The 20,582-nt window shown below is 45.2% G+C and carries 14 protein-coding genes and 3 pseudogenes; 11 read left to right on the top strand and 6 right to left on the bottom strand.

Going from position 1 to position 20,582, the window contains the following annotated elements; translation table 11 throughout:
* Positions 1–113 precede the first annotated feature (113 nt).
* The 4 genes from K6G33_RS02120 (at position 114) to K6G33_RS02105 (ending at position 4,686) form a co-directional block, all read left to right on the top strand.
* The gene (locus K6G33_RS02120) at positions 114–308 is read left to right on the top strand and encodes an SHOCT domain-containing protein (RefSeq protein ID WP_296775717.1); all 195 of its coding nucleotides are present in this window, start codon (positions 114–116) and stop codon (positions 306–308) included.
* An 84-nt stretch (positions 309–392) separates the two neighbouring features.
* The gene (locus tag K6G33_RS02115; protein WP_296775714.1) at positions 393–821 is read left to right on the top strand and encodes an RNA polymerase subunit sigma-70; all 429 of its coding nucleotides are present in this window, start codon (positions 393–395) and stop codon (positions 819–821) included.
* Positions 818–3,109 (top strand): recombinase family protein, encoded by a 2,292-nt coding sequence (locus K6G33_RS02110; RefSeq protein WP_296775712.1) that lies wholly within the window; start codon positions 818–820, stop codon positions 3,107–3,109. Before K6G33_RS02115 ends, K6G33_RS02110 begins: the two co-directional genes overlap by 4 nt.
* Positions 3,106–4,686 carry a recombinase family protein gene (locus tag K6G33_RS02105; protein ID WP_296775709.1) on the top strand — a complete coding sequence of 527 codons (1,581 nt, stop codon included), beginning with the start codon at positions 3,106–3,108 and terminating at the stop codon, positions 4,684–4,686. The genes K6G33_RS02110 and K6G33_RS02105 overlap by 4 nt, the downstream gene beginning before the upstream one ends.
* 143 nt (positions 4,687–4,829) lie before the next feature.
* Here the strand turns inward: K6G33_RS02105 and K6G33_RS02100 are convergent, their stop codons facing one another.
* Positions 4,830–5,711, bottom strand: coding sequence for an Rpn family recombination-promoting nuclease/putative transposase (locus tag K6G33_RS02100; protein WP_296775706.1), 882 nt, complete (start codon positions 5,709–5,711; stop codon positions 4,830–4,832).
* A 518-nt stretch (positions 5,712–6,229) separates the two neighbouring features.
* Between K6G33_RS02100 and K6G33_RS02095 the strand changes: the two are divergent.
* Positions 6,230–7,678, top strand: a pseudogene (locus K6G33_RS02095) (fibro-slime domain-containing protein); the annotation flags it as partial.
* Between the two features lie 431 nt (positions 7,679–8,109).
* Here K6G33_RS02095 and K6G33_RS15230 read toward each other — a convergent pair.
* The 5 genes and pseudogenes from K6G33_RS15230 to K6G33_RS02070 all read right to left on the bottom strand — a co-directional run.
* The gene (locus tag K6G33_RS15230; protein ID WP_367270448.1) at positions 8,110–8,925 is read right to left on the bottom strand and encodes a restriction endonuclease subunit S; all 816 of its coding nucleotides are present in this window, start codon (positions 8,923–8,925) and stop codon (positions 8,110–8,112) included.
* 55 nt (positions 8,926–8,980) lie between these two features.
* Positions 8,981–9,973 (bottom strand): site-specific tyrosine recombinase/integron integrase, encoded by a 993-nt coding sequence (gene xerA, locus K6G33_RS02085; RefSeq protein WP_296775702.1) that lies wholly within the window; start codon positions 9,971–9,973, stop codon positions 8,981–8,983.
* Positions 9,974–10,024: 51 nt separating this feature from the next.
* Positions 10,025–10,570, bottom strand: coding sequence for a hypothetical protein (locus K6G33_RS02080; RefSeq protein ID WP_296775699.1), 546 nt, complete (start codon positions 10,568–10,570; stop codon positions 10,025–10,027).
* Positions 10,563–11,669, bottom strand: a complete 1,107-nt coding sequence (locus K6G33_RS02075; RefSeq protein ID WP_296775698.1) for a restriction endonuclease subunit S — start codon at positions 11,667–11,669, stop codon at positions 10,563–10,565. Before K6G33_RS02075 ends, K6G33_RS02080 begins: the two co-directional genes overlap by 8 nt.
* Positions 11,662–12,564 (bottom strand): annotated as a pseudogene (locus K6G33_RS02070) (class I SAM-dependent DNA methyltransferase); the annotation flags it as partial. The pseudogene K6G33_RS02070 and the gene K6G33_RS02075, both read right to left, overlap by 8 nt.
* Positions 12,565–12,753: 189 nt before the next feature.
* On the opposite strand from K6G33_RS02070, the gene K6G33_RS02065 reads away from it, so the two are divergent.
* From K6G33_RS02065 to K6G33_RS15225, 6 genes and pseudogenes are all read left to right on the top strand, one after another.
* Positions 12,754–13,500, top strand: coding sequence for a Cna B-type domain-containing protein (locus K6G33_RS02065; RefSeq protein ID WP_296775697.1), 747 nt, complete (start codon positions 12,754–12,756; stop codon positions 13,498–13,500).
* Positions 13,501–13,754: 254 nt separating this feature from the next.
* Positions 13,755–14,642, top strand: coding sequence for a leucine-rich repeat domain-containing protein (locus K6G33_RS02060; protein ID WP_296775695.1), 888 nt, complete (start codon positions 13,755–13,757; stop codon positions 14,640–14,642).
* Positions 14,643–14,916: 274 nt separating this feature from the next.
* Positions 14,917–16,815: a glycosyl hydrolase gene (locus K6G33_RS02055; RefSeq protein ID WP_296775752.1), complete on the top strand. Its 1,899-nt coding sequence runs from the start codon at positions 14,917–14,919 to the stop codon at positions 16,813–16,815.
* A 40-nt stretch (positions 16,816–16,855) separates the two neighbouring features.
* Positions 16,856–19,501: a glycoside hydrolase family 9 protein gene (locus tag K6G33_RS02050; RefSeq protein ID WP_296775694.1), complete on the top strand. Its 2,646-nt coding sequence runs from the start codon at positions 16,856–16,858 to the stop codon at positions 19,499–19,501.
* A 93-nt stretch (positions 19,502–19,594) separates the two neighbouring features.
* Positions 19,595–20,248, top strand: a complete 654-nt coding sequence (locus K6G33_RS02045; RefSeq protein ID WP_296775691.1) for a stage II sporulation protein R — start codon at positions 19,595–19,597, stop codon at positions 20,246–20,248.
* Between the two features lie 224 nt (positions 20,249–20,472).
* Positions 20,473–20,582 (top strand): annotated as a pseudogene (locus K6G33_RS15225) (translation initiation factor IF-3); the annotation flags it as partial.

The raw sequence follows: 20,582 nt of genomic DNA, 5'->3' as shown, positions 1-20,582 counted from the left end.
GCTGACCGAAAATAAAACAGTAAAATGTGCAGCTTTGAGAGCCTGTGGATGTCGGATACGCTGCAGGCTCTTTTTTTCAGATATGTTCGATGTACAGTAGAGGGGGTAATGAAATGCAGTATGAAACAGAAAACAAGGAGGATAACAATCTCATGAAACGTGAAACAGAATATCGTTTACAACTTGCTCATTCAAAACGACTGCTGAAAATGGGTTTAATAAAGCAATCTGAATTGAAGCAAATTGATACAATTCTCAGGCAGAAATATCAGCCGGCTTTGTCAGCGTTTATCTCCGAAAACACTTGATAAATCGGCTGCTTTATGGCAATATGGTATACGACAGAAGCTAAATTCTAAAACGCTTTTGAACTGAAAACAGGGGGAACGCACATGACAACAGATCAGAAGGCATCCGTGACTACCCTTAGAAAACAGGGGCATGGTTACCAAAGAATAGCCAATGAGCTGGGAATCACCGTCAGCACGGTCAAGGGCTTTTGCCAACGCAACAGAATCACGAGTCAGCCAGTTCAATATGATGAAGTTATCACGACAAAAACAGAGACAGAAAAAATTGTCTGCAAATGCTGTGGTGTACCAATTACGCATACAGCACATACAAGAAAAAAGGTGTTCTGTTCAACCGCCTGCCGTCTGAAATGGTGGAATGAACACCTCGATCAGGTAGAACGAAAAGCAGTCTATTCTTTCACATGCGCTGCCTGCGGCAAAGAATTCACAGCCTATGGAGATAAGGAACGGAAGTATTGCTGCCACGAATGCTATATCAAGGATCGTTTCGGAAGGAGAACAGCATGAAGGAAGTCATTACGATTGCCCCGGTGAAATCGCTTTTTATGCCAAAGAAACGTGTCGCCGCCTATGCGCGTGTTTCAGTGAACAATGACCCTATGATGCGTTCTGTGGAAGCACAGGTCAGCTATTACAGTAAACTGATTCAGAGCAATCCTGACTGGATTTATGCTGGAGTCTATGCGGATAAGGGTATCTCCGGAACCGGCATCAAACAACGTCATTCGTTTCAGGAAATGATTCAAGCCTGCGAGGAAGGTTCTATTGATATTATTCTATGCAAGAGCATTAGCCGATTTGCCCGGAATACTGTGGATTTGCTTAACACCATACGTCATCTGAGAGAACTGGGGGTCGAGGTACAATTTGAGAAAGAGCATATAAGTTCACTCAGCAAGGAAGGCGAATTCATGCTGACCATTCTTGCAAGTTTTGCACAGGAGGAATCAAGATCTATTTCGGAAAACGTGAAATGGGGTATCCGAAAGCGCTATGCCAAGGGCGAGTATACAATATCTCACCAGCATGTGCTTGGCTACAGATACGATCCGGAACTGAAAAACTATGTCATTATTCCTGAAGAAGCGGCGATTGTCAGAGAGATTATCACAATGTACCTTGACGGAAAAAGTACAGGCGACATCTTAAAGAAGCTGAAAGCCGAAGGGAAACAAACAACCTTTGGCAAGCAATTTGAATATGAAAGGATCCATGTGATTCTCAGTAATGAAATCTACACTGGTAATCGCCTTTTGCAAAAATCCTATGTCGAAAGTCATCTTACAAAGAAGCAGAAGAAAAACAAGGGAGAACTTCCACAGTTTCTTTGTTCAGGGACGCATGAAGCAATCATTGATCAGGAAACTTTCGACCGCGTGCAGGAAGAAAAGAAACGGCGGGGAAAGTTTTACGCAGACCGCTATCTGGGTTATCATCCGGAAAACGGAAAGTATGTACTTGATCCCGTAGAAACGGAATATGTGAAATGGATATTCAAGAAATATCTGGAACATATTCCGCTACTCCAGATCGAATCTGAAATGAATAAAATGGGTGTTAGGACGCACAGAGAAAAGAATTTCAGACAAAATACAATTGCAAATATCGTGCAAAATGATTTTTATGCCCCGGATAACCCGGATGTGAATGAGCACTTATTTGATGAGGAAACCTATGAAAAGATTATGGCTGAACGGAAATTCCGCGAGAAACACAAGCCCAAGAATCATCTGAATGGGAAGGTACCGGTATCCAATAAACGTATACTCGGGTACCAATTTGATGATGAACTTGGACGGTATATGATCGTTCCGGAAGAAGCAGAGATCATCAGAGAAATATTCCTCTTGTTTCTGGAAGGCACAGGTACCAGTGAAATTGCTAAGAAACTGAATGCTGAGGGAAAGCGTACAACATTCGGAGCTCTTTTTGACGGCCAGAGAATTGATGTGATTCTTGATTTTGAAGTATACACTGGTGATTTGCTGCTGCAAAAATTCCATGCGGAAGGTGATATCCAAAAGAAGCGAAACCGTGGGGAACTTCCGCAGTATCTTTTTACAGATGTACACGAGGCTATCATTGACCGGGATACATTCCGCCTTGCACAGGAAGAGCGAAAACGGCGGGGTGAAATGTATAGGAACCATGTACTGGGCTATCGATTGGAGAATGGCTCTGTTGTGGTTGATCCAGTAGGCGCAGAAACAGTCAGGTACATTTTCAAACTGTATCTGGATCATGAGGAATATACTGCTATCGCTGCTGAACTGAACGCCAAGGGGTACAAAACAGTCAGAGACAGAGCATTCACAAATAAAACAGCTCAGGCTGTGATTGTGAATGATTTCTATGATCCCGCCAACCCTGCTGTAACTGAATCGATTCTGGATTCAGAAACCTATGAAAGTATCAAGGCGGAGCATGCATTCAGAGCAGCACATAAGTATGGAAAAGGAATGCAGAAGCGTATTCTGGGCTACAAGAAGAAAGGGACTGGGTTCGTCATTGATCCGCATGAAGCAGAGGCAGTCCGGCTGGCATTCAGAATGTATCTGGAGCATGCGTATCTGGTTGACATTGCGGATGCATTGTACGCGAGAGGGTATCGGACGATCAAAGGACATCCTTTTATCCACATCTCAGTCCGGAATATGGTGCTTAACGATTGCTATGATCCGGAATTCCCTGCTGTTGCCGAGCCTATTCTGGATAAGGGGACCTATGAAAAGGTCAGGGCAGAGCGAAGGTTCAGAGAAGAACATCAACATAGAAAGGGCTTGAAACTGAAATGAAAAATGTCACTACAATACCGGCGAAACTAAATAGCTTATCTTCAGCAGAAGCTGCTGATACTTCCCGCAAACGGCGGGTAGCAGCATATGCGCGTGTCTCGACTGAGCAGGAGCAGCAGCAGACGTCCTATGCAGCGCAGGTCAGCTATTACACCAATTACATCCAGAGCCGAGAGGACTGGGAATTTGTCAATGTGTACGCGGATGAAGGCATCAGCGGTTTGAACACGAAGGGCAGAGAGGCGTTTAAAGCAATGGTATCAGACGCTCTGGCTGGCAAGATCGACCTGATTATTACCAAATCTGTCAGCCGATTTGCCCGCAATACCGTTGATTCTCTGACGACGATCCGTGAGCTGAAGGAATATGGGGTGGAGTGTTATTTTGAAAAGGAAAACATCTGGACATTCGATTCCAAAGGCGAATTGCTCCTGACCATTATGTCATCCATCGCCCAGGAGGAAAGCCGTTCGATCTCCGAGAACGTCCGCTGGGGTCAGCGTAAGAATATGGAAGATGGAAAAGTATCCCTTGCCTATTCCAATTTTCTAGGATATGACAAGGGACCGGATGGTGGACTTGTGATCAATGAGGAACAGGCAGTGATTGTCCGCAGAATTTTCAGCATGTTTCTGAGGGGATATACCTGTACACAGATTGCTGCTGCTTTGACAAAAGATGGGATTCCTACCATGACCGGAAAGAAAAACTGGAGATTAGGCGGCATTGCCCGTATTCTGAAAAATGAAAAATACAAAGGCGATGCACTGCTACAGAAAACGTATACTCCGGACTTCCTTACAAAGAAAGAGAAGATCAACAGAGGAGAAGTACCGCAATATTACGTCAAAGGCGATCATGAAGCAATCATTGAACCCGAAGTATTTGATCATGTGCAGAGACTATTGGCTGCCTACGGAACCGCCAATAGAAAATCCGGGGTGAGTATCCTTTCAGGAAAGATCTGCTGCGGAGACTGCGGCGGGGGATACGGTCAGAAAGTATGGCACAGTAACGATAAATACCGCAAGGTGATCTGGCGCTGCAATCAGAAATATGACAAGGAAAAAGGTAAATGCAAGACACCGCATTTAACCGAAGAACAAGTAAAACATCTATTTGTGACTGCTGTCAATCAACTCATAGCGCAGCGTTTGGACATTCTGGACAGCTACGATGATATTATAGGAACTGTCCTTTTTACAGATAAATTGAAAGAAAAGCTGTCCGCTATCGAAGCGGAAATGGCAGAGCTTGAAATGCAGAATGAAGATCTGATAGAGCAGAATGCTACAGTCACGCTTGATCAAAAAGAGTATAGTAAAAAGCGGGAAGCAATCATAGAACGATATAACGAACTGACGCAGGAGCAGCAGCGGATTGCACGTGAGATCAATGACCGGGAGGTGCGCCGTGAGACGATCAAACGTTTCCGGCATGAGTTTGAAAAATTGGAACCGGTAGATGAATTCGATGAATTACTCTGGGTCTCCATGCTGGATAAGTTGACGGTATGCAGCAAGGAACGGATTGTATTCCGGTTCAGAGATGGCAGTGAGGTCAGTGTGGGAGTGTGAGAGCATATGAATGCTTAGTAGGGCATTATGATATTACGTTTTACGGGAGTGCAGGTATTTGCTTGCACTCCCGTTTTTTTGTTTATATGGCGGTTTAGATGAGGTTAGGGCTCATTACGGTAACACATATGTGTGTCTGGCAATCAGGAACACTGGTTAGCGAGAATTTTTATTTCTTCAATTGAAAGACCCGTGAGAAGTGAGATGTCCTCGATGGTATCTTTGCCCCTCTTTAAGAGAGCAATTGCAAGGTTTGTTTTTTCTTCAGCTTTGCCTTCAGCTTTACCTCTCGATTCAGCCACAGCCATATCCGAGTAGTAGTCCTGGATAGCCTTTTCACGCTGTCTTACATATTCGCGGATCTTTTCGTCTTCGCTCAGAGTGCGTACAGCTTTTACGCCCTGCTGGATTGCTGTTACATTTGTCGCATTTAACAAATCCAACTCCTCCTCCGTTTTCGCCTTGAAAAGCTGCATCCAAAGCCGCAGCTCATCATTTTCATCAGGCTTATTCTTATCGCTGACTTTGAGGACTTTGGGAAGTTCAAGATAATGAAGCTGCATTTTGTCCGTCAACTGTTCGTGACGGTTATCCTCTCTCATAGAGAAAGAAGAATGATATTCCGGACAAGCGGGAAACAAGGTGAAATTCAGAATGTGGATACCGATGCACGGCTGAAGCTTTCCGTAGTCTTCGCCTTCATGCAATTCATCGTGATACATTCTCGCACAGTAAAGCAGTGAACGCTCCTTGTAGTATTCCTCGCTTGCAACCTGCATTTCCACATTGATGGTATGCTTACTGGTTGTCAGCAGAATATCGAGCCGGGTCATTTTCCCCTCATATGCAAGTGGAACAAGCTCAGGATTCTTGATCAGAATATCCACAATTTCGTTTTTCGGTATCTTCAATGCTGCCGAAAGAAAACTTCTCAAAAGTGCATAGTCCCTGTCATCGTTTACAAACAGCGCCTTGAACATTACATCATTTGTAACCGGGATAATTTCCCGTTTCTTTTTTGCCACTGTAACCACACTCCTTTCCGGAATTATACCTTTTGTATGCCATTAACAGGCGGTCTCTTTTCACTTTTATTATACTATGAAAAGCCCAAAGTGTCAAGCAATTTCTTTGTTTTGAAGGTGGCTTTCAAAGGGACTCCGTGTGAAAGACGATGCGTAAAATTCATGTGCATAGATGTGTTCCGATGCCGTGTGAGCAGTCGGGGTGAAACTGACATCTACAGCATAACCGTAACGTTATTTCAGGCTGTCCTTCACCCACGGACAGCAGCTCGGAGGGGGCTCGTTTTTCATTGGGAGGCTCGGTTTTTGGTATCGGGGGCTCGTTTTTTCGTAAGGGCGGCTCGGAATGATAGTATTCGTTAAATTGTATCAATTAAGCACTGGCAACAGATCAGCGTGAGTCTTCTGTGGACAGCAGGAGCATCGCTATTGGCTGTGTGGGAAGTGACCAGATAATAGGTCATGTGATACTTAAAGTCTGGCCGTTCTAATTATCTCGAAAGGGGGACACGATATAGATGAAAGTCTATATTGATGTTTTTTATGAGATACTTCATAAAAACAGCGTCAAGCGACGGCGTATGTTCTCGCTGCTGCTTGTGTTATCAACTTTCGTATCAGCAAGTGTCCTCTGGGTGCTTCGTGATACGGGTATAACCATGGTAAATGAGCCCATATGCGGCATGGAGGAGCATATCCACACTGATGAGTGCTATGAGGACGTTCTTGTCTGCGGACTTGAGGAAAACGAGGATCATACTCATACTCCCGAATGTTATCAGAGAGTCCTTACCTGCGGCATGGAACAGCATATACATACTGCCTCGTGCTATACTGACGAGGAGCTCCCACAGTACGATCCCAACGATTACGAGAGCAATGTTGTCGTGCTCGATGCCCCCGAAGAAGAGGAGAATATGGAAAGTTTCGATGTCGGAACTATACCCGATATTCAGCTTGGGGACGAGATGAGAACAGCTCTTGACGATGAAGATCGTATAAACGATATGACAACTCCTGCGCTGTATCCGGATCCTGTCGATAATATCGCAAGAGGCATCAAGTTCACACTGTTTGACTATTATGAATCAGATGATGCTCTTGAAGCTTCTCAGAACAACTATGATATATCATGGAATGGAAGCAGCTGGGTACATGACAACATAAAATATGTTGGTGTTAATGCAGGCAGAAATGCCGGTGATGACATATTGTTCTTTGCTTATGGTACACCTGCATTTACCGGTACATCAAGTGATGATGATGATGATCAGTCACATAATATTTATGTAAGGCAAAATCCTGATAAAAATAACTATTCGGGTGATTACAATACCAATAGCAGATATGCGGCTCAGAAGTCAGGAAACCGTCCTATACAGGGAATAGTTAATAATACTCTTACAAGCGGCTATCCTACGATAAGCAGTTCAGGTAACAGTCTTGATTATCTCTTTAATGATACTGAATATAGTTACAAGAAGGTTTATCAGAATGTCAATTACCTGTTGAAAGAGCGAACATACACGAATCAAGGAAACACTGCAACTCATCTTGTGTATAACAGTAATGAGAACTATGCTTACTTTGATAAGTCAACAAGCAATTTTACCCTGTATGACGGTACGTATCATATCATAAACGACGATCACCACAGAGCAGGTGATACGAATTACCTTACCGATGAAACGTATGGAAGCAAAAACGGATATGAAATGGGAATAGGTTTCTTCCCGTTCAACGAATATAATCCGGCATGGCGTGACCCTAACTACAACGGTAACGGTTTCAATCATCACTTCGGCATGAAAATGGAAGCCGAGTTCAAAAATGAGGAGCGAGAGGCTACACGAGGCGAAGACCCTATAGTTTTCAAGTACAGCGGTGATGATGATATGTGGGTATTCGTTGATGATGTTCTTGTGCTTGATATAGGTGGAATACATGAACCTGCGGAAGGAATCATAGATTTCACAAACGAATTTGTATGGGTGCAGGATAATGCTACAGACAATCCTGACAGCAAGACAAAATCAGAGATACTTGAACAATATCCTTATCTCGGTAATAGCACCTTAGTTCCTGATTATGTACTTCCTGACGGTTGGAACACAGCAGGAAATAAGTGGATAACAAAGAAGTTAGGGGATATTTTTGGATCAGCAGGAAAAACATGGAATTCTGCTAAGGGTGCAAAACATACTATCAAAATGTTCTATCTTGAGCGCGGCGGCTGTTATTCAAACCTTGCCATAGATATGAACCTGCCTACAGTCAAGCCTTTGTCAGTAGTCAAAAATGTAGATTACAAAGGACACTACTCAACTGATTATGACAAGCAGACAACAGGCGGTCAGATATATCAGTTTGAGATACAGGAATTGATAAACGGCGAATATCAACCAGCTTCTTTTGATGGTGTTATAGCAAGAGGAATGTCTATTGGAATGACAGCAGATCTACCTACTGTTCCCATAATGGTAATGATAACATCAAGAGGTTTTACAGTGTATCTTTTTAGTTGCTGATATTTTGCTTCTGTGATATACCTCATTCTGTTATATGAAAACTCATTCTCTACGGCATTGTCAATACCGAGAACAAATACGCCACTATCTACGAATTCATCATGATGCAATGCGCTTCCAAACGGTCCTGTTCTCATATCAGTGCATATATCCTGAATATGTACATATTTCCAGTCGCTTGTTCCACAAAACATCTCCACAAACCGTGACTTGACAAGTACATCAAGTTTTTGCAAGATACCGCTGCATAGCTCAATCAGCCTATCAATTTGGCGTAAATTATCGGCTATTTTACGCTGTTCCTCTATCGTTAGAAGTGGCAGTTTCTCTTTTTGGTAGTCCTTAAAGTAGATATGGGGAATGGTAGCGCCTGAAAAATACTTAGCAAGGTTCATATATGTAACCGCATAGTATAGATATTCTACGCAAACATCATCATTTGGAATAAGATACTGCATCGTGCCAATAATAGAGGTTTTTTCAGGCAGGAGCATTGTTCTTCCTATTCCTGCACCGTCCTTAACCACAGCAATATAGGGCTTATCCTGATGATAAAAGTCAACATCTTTGATATACCCACTTGCGCCGTAGATACCATAAGAGCCATTATTCTGCTCTATGTCCTTTTGTGCTATATTGGAACTGCCCTTAGTGCAGACCTCTCCGAGTGTCACATACTTCTTCATGCTGCCACCTCCTCAGAGGTCAACAGCAACCGCCCGACAGACCGTGATTTGAAATCTATCCGATATATTTTCGGTGACTCAGCTTTACATTGTTCTGATCGACCATAGCATACTGCATCGTGGTGTCGATTTTACTATGACCGAGGAGTTTCTGCACTTGTTCTATGGGCATTCCCTTGTCAATAGCCCTTGTAGCGAGGGTGCGCCTGAACTTGTGAGGGTGAACCTTTGTAATGCCGAGTTTTCGCCCCAATTCCCGAAGCCTGATCTCCACACCGCTGATTTTAAGGCGGCAATGCGGTTTCAGGAGTGACACGAACAAGGCAGGATCATCGTCCGTTCTCGAATCAAGGTAGTTTTTCAGGTGTATCTTTGTCCGAGCATCGAAATAGACAGGGCGTTCCTTGCTGCCCTTGCCGAAAACAATGCACTCTCTGCTCTCAAAATCAACATCGGCTCTGTTCAGCCCGACAAGCTCACCGACACGCATACCAGTTGAAGCAAGCATATCAATAATAGCGAGATCACGCAGATTTTCACAGTTATCACGCATACGCTCCAACGCTTCATCGGTATAGGTTTCCTTGACAGTCTTAGCCGACTTTATCTTATGTATCCGCCGAACGGGACTTTTCAGGATATAGTCCTCGTCCTCAAGCCATGAAAAGAAGCTCGACAGGATACGGCGGATATTGTCGATATTGCCCTTACTGCAAGCATTATCTTTCTGATACTCCGCAAGGTACTCCCTCAGATCGTCAGTCGTAATATGCGTGATATGCTTGTCGGTGTCGGAAAGCATCTTGTTGATAGTGGATTGATAGTATTTCAGCGTTTTTTCGCTGCACCCCTCAATCCTCTTAGCATTTATAAAAGCGGTCAGCAGCTCTCCGTTACCCAATTCGGGCGTATCTGCTTTATCGCTGTTTTCCGTGATTTCCACATTCCACAGGTTGCGCTCCAATACCTTTTGGAGCTGTAAAAGCTGGGCGTTATCGAGGTAAGGGAGCATTTCCTGTGTAATGTTAAGTATAATTTGTTCTTTCATTTGGTACACCTCATTTGATTTTAGTGTACCAACGTCCCTGCATCCAAACTATTATTTCGTAGGATCATAGCCCGACTTAACTATTTCAATCCACTTCAAAAGGGTTGATTCCTGCAATATTATCTCTGCTTTTAGATAATCATGATAGTTACAGAAGAAATATACTTTGACCTTTGAGCCATTGTCATTAAATGACTGCACCGCAAAGCTACCATGTGCAAATGCATTTCGTATCGCAGAGAACAGGGAGTGCATTACTGTTTTTTCACCATTTTTAAGGAAAACGCAGTATTCGTCAACAGGAGAAACACTTTCAACGATTCTGAATTTCTCAGGTAAATCATCTTTCTTACAAGGATAATAGTTTGAGCGGAGACTCGATGACGCAGAGCCAATAAGCCTCTTTTTCAAGTTTGAGAACTGTGGGCTACCACTCCAGCCAAGTTGAGAAAAGTCCTTAGCACGTTGACTTGTTCCTGGTGTCGGACACTCAAATAAGAAGAAAGCAAGTATCTTCTGGAATTTTTTATCTGTTATTGGGTAACTTTTATCATACTTTTTATAATACTTCTTTGCTTTCGCCATATCATCACCCAAAATACTCCTGCATCAGTGCCTTTTTCAGCGTTTCAGCCTTTTCAAGCACCTGCTTGACTGCCAATTTCGATTTGTCGGTCTGCTCTACAAAGGCGGCAAATTGCTCTTGTAGGGCAAGCGGAGGGATAGGAACGGTTATTTTCCTTATCTCCGACAAGTTCAGAGTTTTTTGAGCGATACCCTTTACTCTTTCCTCAATCTGCCTTTGTGCATCGTTAGAAAGAATAGCACTATGCAGATAAATCGAGTTTACAACACTTGAAATAGGTTTCAGATAGGCTATATGACGCTGAAACAAGAATTTTTTATTTGTTTTTACTACCGCAGGGTGACCGTAAGAGCCAACGGTTGATAACACAATATCGCCTATTTCAATAGGAGTACGCTTGTAAAGTTCATCATAGGTTTCTTCTGATATGAATTTCTCCGCATTATAGGTAATTTCATTTGTTACAATGTTTGATACAAATAGGAACGGTATCCCGTCTTGTGTGAATTTCGGCGGCTGGTGCGTACCGTCCGTAATGATTGAGCATATATCCGCTATGGTACGCTTATCATCAGTATTATAGAACATCTCCACAAACCGTGATTTGACAAGCAGATCAAGCTTTTCAAGGATAGCGTTGCAGAGGTTGATGGTTTGGGTTACTTTGTCGAGGTTGTCGGCGATTTGGTACTGGATTTCGAGGGGAGGGAGAGGAATATCTAAATCAAACAGAATATTCTTTCCTATCGCCTTAAATGTGCTGCCTGTCCCCATTGAAATTAAATAATCAACCTTACTCTCTAATGCGTACCAAATATATTCTGCAACACTAACACTGTTATTGACAGAAAGAGAAGCAAGACCTCGACCGATACAACAATCGGAATCAGCAACATTTAATGCTCCAATGGGCGCTCTTACTGAAATCAAAATATCATTTTTATGAGCTATCTTTTTTGGAGCGTTACACCAAACTCTAACATTGGGATGGATTTTACCAAAATCAGCTTTGCCTTGAAAAAAAGGTAATCCCTCTCCGTTTTCGTTGTATGTTGTTGATTCGGGCGATTGCCCCATATTTATAGTGCATATTTCTGATAACTTAGCCATTCAGCAATCCTCCCAACTCCGACAGCACACCACCGAGTTCCTTATAAAGCCCGTCAAGGTCTGCCATGATCTCACTTGTGGGAGGATATTCCACCGCCACATATTCGGTCTTTTTGTACTTGTTGATTGACAGGTCATAGTCGTTGTCCACGATCTCCTGCTTTGGCACGAAAAAGCTCTGCTCTGTGCGCTCCCTGTCACGCTCACCATCGGGGTTGTGGAATCGGGCGATAATATCGGGAATATCGTTCTCAGCGATCTCCGAACGCTTGTCATCGAGGGAGAAGCCGTCCGCCCTCATATCATAGAACCACACGTTATCCGTTCCGCCTGCATCGGTCTTGACGAACACCAGCACCGCCGTTGAAACTCCCGCATAGGGCTTGAAAACACCGCTGGGCATGGAAATAACGGCTTTGAGCTGATGATTTTCGATCAGTTCCTTGCGGATAGACTTGTGCGCCTTGCTCGAACCAAACAGCACACCGTCAGGCACGATACAAGCACATCTGCCGCCTTTTTGCAGCAGACGCAGGAACAGTGCAAGGAACAGCAGTTCCGTCTTTTTCGTGTTTGTGACAGCTTTCAGGTTGTCGTTGATACTCTCCGCATCAACAGAACCCTTGAACGGCGGATTTGCAAGGCAGACCGTATATTTACCGCTGACGCTGTTCTGCTTTGAAACGCTGTCCTTGTAGTCAATATCTGGATTGGTAATAGAATGGAGCATCAGGTTCATAGCCGAGATACGGAGCATTGTCTGGTCAGTATCATAGCCCGTAAAGGTCTTTGTTGCGAAGTTTTCCCACTGTTCTTCGGTCATGGTATCCTCATAATGCTTGCGGATATATTCAGCGGCGGAAACGAGAAATCCGGCTGTACCGCAGGCAGGATCTATTGCCGTTCCTATTTTGATACAATTTAACGCATACACGAAAATGCACCCACGCTGGGTGCAAGTGTGACCAGCGTGGGTGCAAATGCGGTTATACGTGTAGAAAAGTTGTCAAAAGGGGTTGCTTTTTCCAGCACCTTGCGGTATAATAACTGTAAATACTGTTGTCGAAAAAAGGAGGGGTTCTTTATGCAGTATACTCCAATGGAGCAGGAATGCCTTGATCTCATGAACAGAACGAATTTCAAGGCACCGTCAAAAGATGAAATCGTATCCCTTGTTTCAAAGTTGCATCAGATGAGACCGGAAGTCGCACAGGAGATTATTAAGCAGTTCCCTGAATTTGTGTCCCTTAGCGAAGGAGCTCGCGGTTATACTGTCAGGAAGGTATGGGTAGATGAAAATGATCTTTATGAAGCCCGACCTGTATACGTAACAGTTGACCTTTTCAGGAACGGTGAATTATTTGATACAGTCACTCTCAACGAGGATAATAACTGGGAGCATCGCTGGTATTCGCTTGATGTGGCATATCAGTGGAGAGTTGCCGAACGAGTTATACCTGTGAATTATGAAGTGAGGGTAGAGTACAATGAGAAGCAGTTCCTGATCCGAAACCGCCACAATAAGATATCTGATTGGGGCGAGGTCACGAGAACGGCAAAAACTACAACTTCCGTTTCCGTGACCACAACAACCACTGCCGCTGATGATGTGACTTCCGACACAGGCGGCGGTATAGCAAAAACGACCAATCCTACTCCTTCTTCTTCGACTGCGCCGCCTTTAGTTTCAACAGCAACACCACTGACGACGTCAAGGGAAGACCTTCCGCAGACAGGACAGCTTTGGTGGCCTGTGCTGCCTCTGACCGTATGCGGAGTACTTCTTGTAATAATAGGGATCGTGCTGAAGAACACAAAAGACGATCAATAAGATCTTTCGCAGTTGAAATGACTGGTCATAAAAGCTGTCGGTGTGAAAACGCCGACAGCTTTTGCTATTGTGTGAGGTTATCCGCGGAAATAATACTCCGTTTTTCTGCTGATAGTTGTAAAAAACGCACCCGATAAGCGCGGAAAAGGCTCGGACTGAACCGTGTAAACGCAAAAATGAGCGGGAAAAGCATTAAAAAAGTACTTTTAACATTTTCTGGCAGCTGTTATACTTGACGTAGAGGAGGCGCTGCCATGAAAAAGATCAATATCATAATAACTGCCATGCTCCTGTTTTGCAGTTCAGGAGCTTTAAGCGCTTACGGCGCTGAGAAAGACGGCTATGAATATACCGTCATTGACGGAGAAGTTACCGTAACAGGCTATAGGGGAGCTCCCGAGTGCATAGAGATACCCGAATTCATAGAGAGCTGTCCTGTTACAGAGATAAGGGACAATGCTTTTTACAACTGCCATTCGCTGAGACATATAAGTATTCCCGATACAGTACTGAAAATAGGACATCACAGCTTTTATGCCTGTTATTCGCTGGAGGAGGTGACGCTGCCGCCCGATCTTGAAGAGATAGGCATGGGCTGTTTTTGCGGATGTGCGGGAATGACGGCGGTAACGATACCCGAAACGCTGACTGTCCTGCCCGATTCATGTTTTCGAGCCTGCACTTCGCTGACGGAGGTCACACTGCCGTATAAGCTGGAAGTTATTGACAAGTTCTGCTTTGCGGGCTGCACATCGCTCAGCGATATCACGGTCGGAGACAGCCTTACAGCTGTGGGAGAGAGGGCGTTCTATATGTGCAGCAGACTGAGCAGCATATCACTGCCGCAGAGCTGCACATCATTTGGAAGACAGGCGATCGGCTACACCTGTGACGGCAACATGATGCAGAAGCAGACAAATATGCGTATATACGGAACTCCTGAGTCAGCCGCCGAACAGTACGCGGAGGAAAACGGATTGTTATTCGCGGAAAAAGAACCTGCCGAGGAGGTGTTCAGCATAATCGGGGAAATAAAAGAAGTGTCTGAGGAGAACAAATGGCTGGGCAAGCTCGGAATGGCAGTGTTCGGAATATTGCTCGCGGCAGTCATAAGGCTTGCTTTTAGGAAGTGCAGGAGATGATCCGCAATTTTAGTATAATGAACTTACCAGATGTTGCGGTATTTTTTTAATTGTATCAAAAATAGTAATGTTTCCTGAAATCACTTGCAATTTCAGGAAAAATGTGATATCATAAATTTGTACATATTCGTTAAGCTGGTGCTTTAAGTTTAGGCGCTTAAAACATCAGCTTAAAAACAATTTAATATTTTGATCTGGAGGGATCACTTTGAAGAAAGAAAACATGAAGCGGTCTGCGTGCACTGTTGCAGCCGCATTCATCGCAGCAACTGCGATGAGCTTTCCCTCTGCACTGAAAGCTCCAAAGAGCGTTCTGGCTGCTGATACTGTCCTGAAGTACGAGTTTGAGGACGGCAAGACCAGCGGCGGAAAGATCCACGCCAACGGAGCTTCCGATGTGAAGCTGGGAGATTTTCCCGAAGATACCGACCTCAGCGGCTTTTCAGGCAAGGGCTTCGCTTATCTCGACCAGAAGGGCACTACCCTCAGCATCGATGTGGACGTTCCCGAGGCAGGACTCTATGAGCTGACCATTTGCTACTGTGAGCCCAGCGATCCGCGCAAGAAGGTGCAGTATCTCAACATCAACGGCGTGAATCAGGGTGAGCTCACCTGTCCGTACACAAACAAATTTGCTGAGACATCGGGCGGCGTAGTCAATCTGAAAAAGGGCAAGAATACCATTGAGCTCAAGGCTTACTGGGGTTATACCTTCTTCGATTACCTCACGCTGAAGCCTGCTTCCGAAAAGCTCACAAATCTTTCCCCGACAAGAAAGCTTTCAAATCCCAATGCTTCCGAGTCGGCACAGAGACTTTACAGCTATCTCTGCGATGTTTACGGAAAGCATGTCATCTCGGGTCAGCAGGAGTACTGCGGCGACCATAACTACAACCTCTGGGACAGTCCGGACGTGTTTATTAAGGACAACGAGGCGGAGTTCGAGTACATCAAGGAGAAAACAGGCAAGCAGCCTGCTATCCGCGGTATCGACTTCCTTGCCTATAACTCATCTTCGGAATGGCGCGATCATGCACCTGAGCGAGTTATCGAGTGGGTAAACAAGTACCACGGTATCGCAACTGTTTCATGGCACTGGAACGTGCCGTGCGAAAAAGGCAGCTCCGATATAGCTTTCTATGTGGAGTCTGCAAATCCTAAGTTCACTACATTCAGTATTTCCAAGGCTCTTGAGGAGGGCACATGGGAAAACGAAGTTATAATGAAGGACATCGAGCTCATTGCGGGCGAGTTCAAGAAGCTCAAGGACGCTGATGTGCCTGTTCTTTTCAGACCTCTCCATGAGGCTGAGGGAGCTTGGTTCTGGTGGGGGGCTGAAGGCGCCGAGCCATGCAAGAAGCTCTACCGTCTGCTCTACGATCAGCTCACCAATGTGTACGGTCTTGACAACATCATCTGGGAGTGGACAGGCTCTACTTCGCCTGCTGCTGCGGACTGGTATCCGGGCGATGATGTAGTTGATATCGTCGGCTACGACAAGTACAACTGCGCTGACGGCGTTGCTAACCTCAGCTCTATCGCGTCCACATTCTACAGCCTTGTACAGGGCACCGACGGCGAGAAAATGGTAGCTATGACCGAGAACGACTCCATACCTTCACTTGAAAACCTCGTGAACGACAAAGCTGCATGGCTCTATTTCTGCCCGTGGTATATGAACTACCTCACAAGCGAGCAGAATAACCCTGTCGATAACCTTATAGAGGTATATCAGAGCGATTACTGCATCACTCTCGATGAGCTTCCCGACCTGAAAAAATATCCTATAAACGGCGGCGGTCAGACAGTCGTAACGACTACTGCACCTAAGACGACCACCACTTCGACTTCCACCGTCAGGACTACCTCAACTACTGCTAAAACTACAACTTCAACTTCCACCAAGCCTGCTGCCACTACCTCTGTTGTATCAAAGAACTACAGAAAAGGCGATGCTAACTGTGACGGCAAAGTCGATATGTCAGACGTTGTCATCATTATGCAGGCTATGGCAAATCCAAACAAATACGGCATAAACGGCAGCGATAAGAGTCACATAACAGTGCAGGGACAGCTTAACGCTGACGTTGATATAAGCACAAAGGGTCTTACTTCAAATGACGCTCTGGAGATACAGAAACACCTCCTTGGCATCTCGAAGTGGGATCAGTAAAATCATAAAATGATTCACATAATTTAAAAGGGAGGAAAGAATGATGAATCACAAAAAAATAGTCGCAGCAATGGTAAGCATCGTTACTGCGGCAACTACCTTCAGTTCGACACTTATGCCTGTAATGGCTGTCGATACTGACACAGAACAGAAGTTCTGCGCACCCATAAGCGAGGTCGTCAAGGATTCAGGGCTTGACATCGACTATGCTCGTGCATTGCAGTATTCGCTCTATTTCTATGATGCAAATATGTGCGGCGATACGGTAAATGCAGAGGGACATAATCTTCTGCCGTGGAGAGGAAACTGCCACACCTATGACGCTCATGTCCCGATGATCGAATGGGACGGTATCACAGAAAAGTCGAGCAAGGGCGGTACTAACCTTTCTGCTGCATTTATGACAAAGTACAAGGATATACTCGATCCTGACGGCGACGGTACCATCGACGTTGCGGGCGGTTTCCACGATGCAGGTGACCACGTTGAATTCGGTATGCCTGAAAACTATACTGCTGCTACTCTCGGCTGGGGCTATTATGAGTACCGTGATGTTTACGATAAGCTCAAGCAGGACAAGCACATCGAGACTATTCTCCGTCACTTCAACGATTACCTTATGAAGTGTACGTTCCGCGACAAGGACGGCACTGTTATCGCTCACTGCTATCAGGTAGGTGAGGGAAACATCGACCATAAGATATGGAACAGCCCTGAGGTAGATACTATGCCTCGTCCTGCATTCTTCCTGACAGCTGAAAAGCCGCAGACAGACTACGTTGTATCTGCCTGTGCATCACTGGCTATCAACTACCTCAACTTCAAGGACACAGATCCCGAGTACGCTGAGAAGAGCCTTGACTATGCAAAGGCACTCTGGAATTTCGCAAATGATAATCCAAAGGAGCTTTCCGATAACAAGGACGGCCCTGTACAGTTCTACGGCTCAAGCAAGTGGGAAGACGACTACTGCTGGGCTGCTGCATGGATGTACCTTGCAACAGGTGATGCAAGCGTATTCGACTATGCTGTAAAGATATTCGATTACTATGCTCCGTCAGGGTGGTGCTACTGCTGGAACGATATGTGGAGCGGTGCAGGCGTAATGTGGGCTGTTATCAATCAGAAGTACCCTGAGCTTGATCTTGTTCAGAAGATCAGAGATGCACAGGGAAAGAACAAGTATGTCTTTAAAGATTTCTGGGACGATGACTGTGTAGGAAAGTGCCTGAAGACATGGCAGAAGAAGGAGACTCCTCAGGGCTTCGCACACCTTGATACATGGGGCAGCTGCCGTTACAACACAGCTATGCAGATGATCTGTCTCCTCTACGATAAGTACAAGAACGATGGCAAGCCGTCTGAGTGGAGCGAATGGGCTAAGAAGCAGATGAACTACATTCTCGGCGATAACAATACAAAGTTCAAGGAGAGAGCGCAGTATTCTGTTCTCGCAGGCAAGAATGGCGCTGAGGGCCCGAGATGCTACATCGTCGGCTACAATGATATCTCTGTAAAGAATCCTCACCACCGTGCTGCTTCGGGACTTATCATGGCAGAAGATCCCCGTGAGCAGAAGCATATCCTCTGGGGCGCTCTCGCAGGCGGTCCTGACACAGCTGACGCACATCAGGACGAAACAAGAGAGTATACCGAAAATGAGGTAACTATCGACTATAATGCTGCACTTCCGGCAGCTGCTGCAGGTCTCTATGCTCTGTACGGCACACCGGACATGGCTATTACTGAAAACTTCCCGCCTACAGATGAAAAGCGCTCTTACGGCATTGTAAACGGCGAAGGCGGCGGAAGCGGTTACTGGATCGAAGCTGTCGGTGTAGACAAGCCAAACCTTAACGGTGACGGTTCAGGTACAACACAGGTATCCTTCAAGGTTCTCACAGGTGAGAGCAACCCTTCAAAGAAGACTTCTGTTCGTTACTTCTTCAACGTAAGCGAAATGAAGAAGGGCATCGACGGTCTCGGTGAAGTGCGTGAACTTTACGATCAGGCATATACAGAAGACGGCGAAGGCGCAAACGGAACACTTACAGGTCCTTTTAAGTATGACAAGGTTCCTGATACATACTACGTTGAGATCTCATGGGACGGCTATATCATAGCTAACTCAGGAAAGAAGTATCAGTTCGATCTTGGTATGTACTACGGCGATGTATGGGATCCTACAAACGACTGGAGCTACAAGGGTCTGGAGATCGGTGACAGCACAGCGTTCTTTGCAGTTGACGATCCGCCGGAGAAGCGCACTAGCAATATCTGCGTATACGACGACGGAGTTCTTGTAGGCGGTACAGAGCCTGACGGTTCGGTTCCTGCTGAAAAGGAAAAGACCACAACCACAACTACTACAAAGAAGACTACTACAACGACAAAGAAGACCACAACTACTACTGTAACATCTACTACAACAAAGGTAAGCGTTGATGTCAAGGTAACTAAGGCAGGCGACGCTAACTGTGATACTAAGGTAGATATGAGCGATGTAGTTCTTATCATGCAGGCACTTGCTAATCCGAACAAGTACGGCATCACCGGATCTGAGAAGAGCCATCTTACAGAGCAGGGTGCCGCTAACGCCGACGTTGATACAAGCATCAAGGGCGTTACAGCAGGAGATTCTCTCAAGATACAGGAATTCCTTCTTGGCAAGGTAAAAACTCTGTAATTACACGAAAAGCTGCACCATGCGTGCAGCTTTTTCATCTTATGCTGAATAAGCCAGAAATAATTGTCAATGATAGCCACTGAGGTGATACAAATGAGAAAGCCATCGTGGTACATCATGGCAGCAGGATTGTTCCTTGCAGTACTTATTTCTAACCTGAGCAGCTTTATAAGCGACGGACAAAAGCTCGACGAGCTCCGTGGGAGCGTTCTGCGGCTGCATATACTTGCAAATTCTGACAGCGACAGAGATCAGCGATTGAAGCTGAAGGTGCGCGACAGGCTGCTTGAAAGCGAAATTTTCGGCAAAGCGGAAAGTCTTTCCGAAGCTGAGGGGATAGCTGTGAAAAAGCTCGGACAGATCGAACGTATCGCGGAAAAGGTCCTGCGTGAGAACGGTTGTATGGACAAGGTGTCGGCAGAAATTGCCGACGTGAAGTTCGACGAGCGCATTTACGGCGATATTACTATGCCTTCGGGGACATACCGTGCACTGCGCATAAAAATAGGAAAGTCGCTGGGGCATAACTGGTGGTGCGTGATGTATCCGCCGCTTTGTCTGCCTGCTGCCTGTGAAGTTGGCGAAGAACAGTCGGGCGTGCAGGCTGATGTCGCAGAGGATAAAGCGGCAGAGGAAGAACATTTCGACGAGAAAGAGCTGGATATGCTTAGAAAACCACAAAAATACAAGGTGAGATTTGCAATATGGGATAAAATTAAGAGCGTATTCAGTGATGATGTTGTGTAAAACGACGAAAACTTCGCACGCTATTGACATTGTAGAAATAGTGGTGTATAATATTTGAGTAAACAAAGCAGAACTATGCGTTCTCACCGTCAGGCTATGCTGAAACGGTCAATATGTATGGATCATCTGAGCTGTATAAGACAGCTCTGTATTCAATGTGTATTGGTGAGTGCGGATATTTTCTGCACTCATTTTTGTTTTTAAATTATATTGCTTGGAGGTGCTTGACTATTAGCAAACAGGAACTGCAGATCAACGAAGAGATAAGAGACAAAGAAGTACTCGTAATCGACGCTGAAGGAAAAAAGCTCGGCGTTTTGTCCGCCAAAGAAGC

Origin of the sequence: Ruminococcus sp., assembly GCF_024691275.1 — a bacterium.
GTDB lineage: Bacteria > Bacillota > Clostridia > Oscillospirales > Ruminococcaceae > Ruminococcus.
Note: the sequence above shows the minus strand (reverse complement) of the source record. Positions and strands in the feature narration are given on the sequence as shown.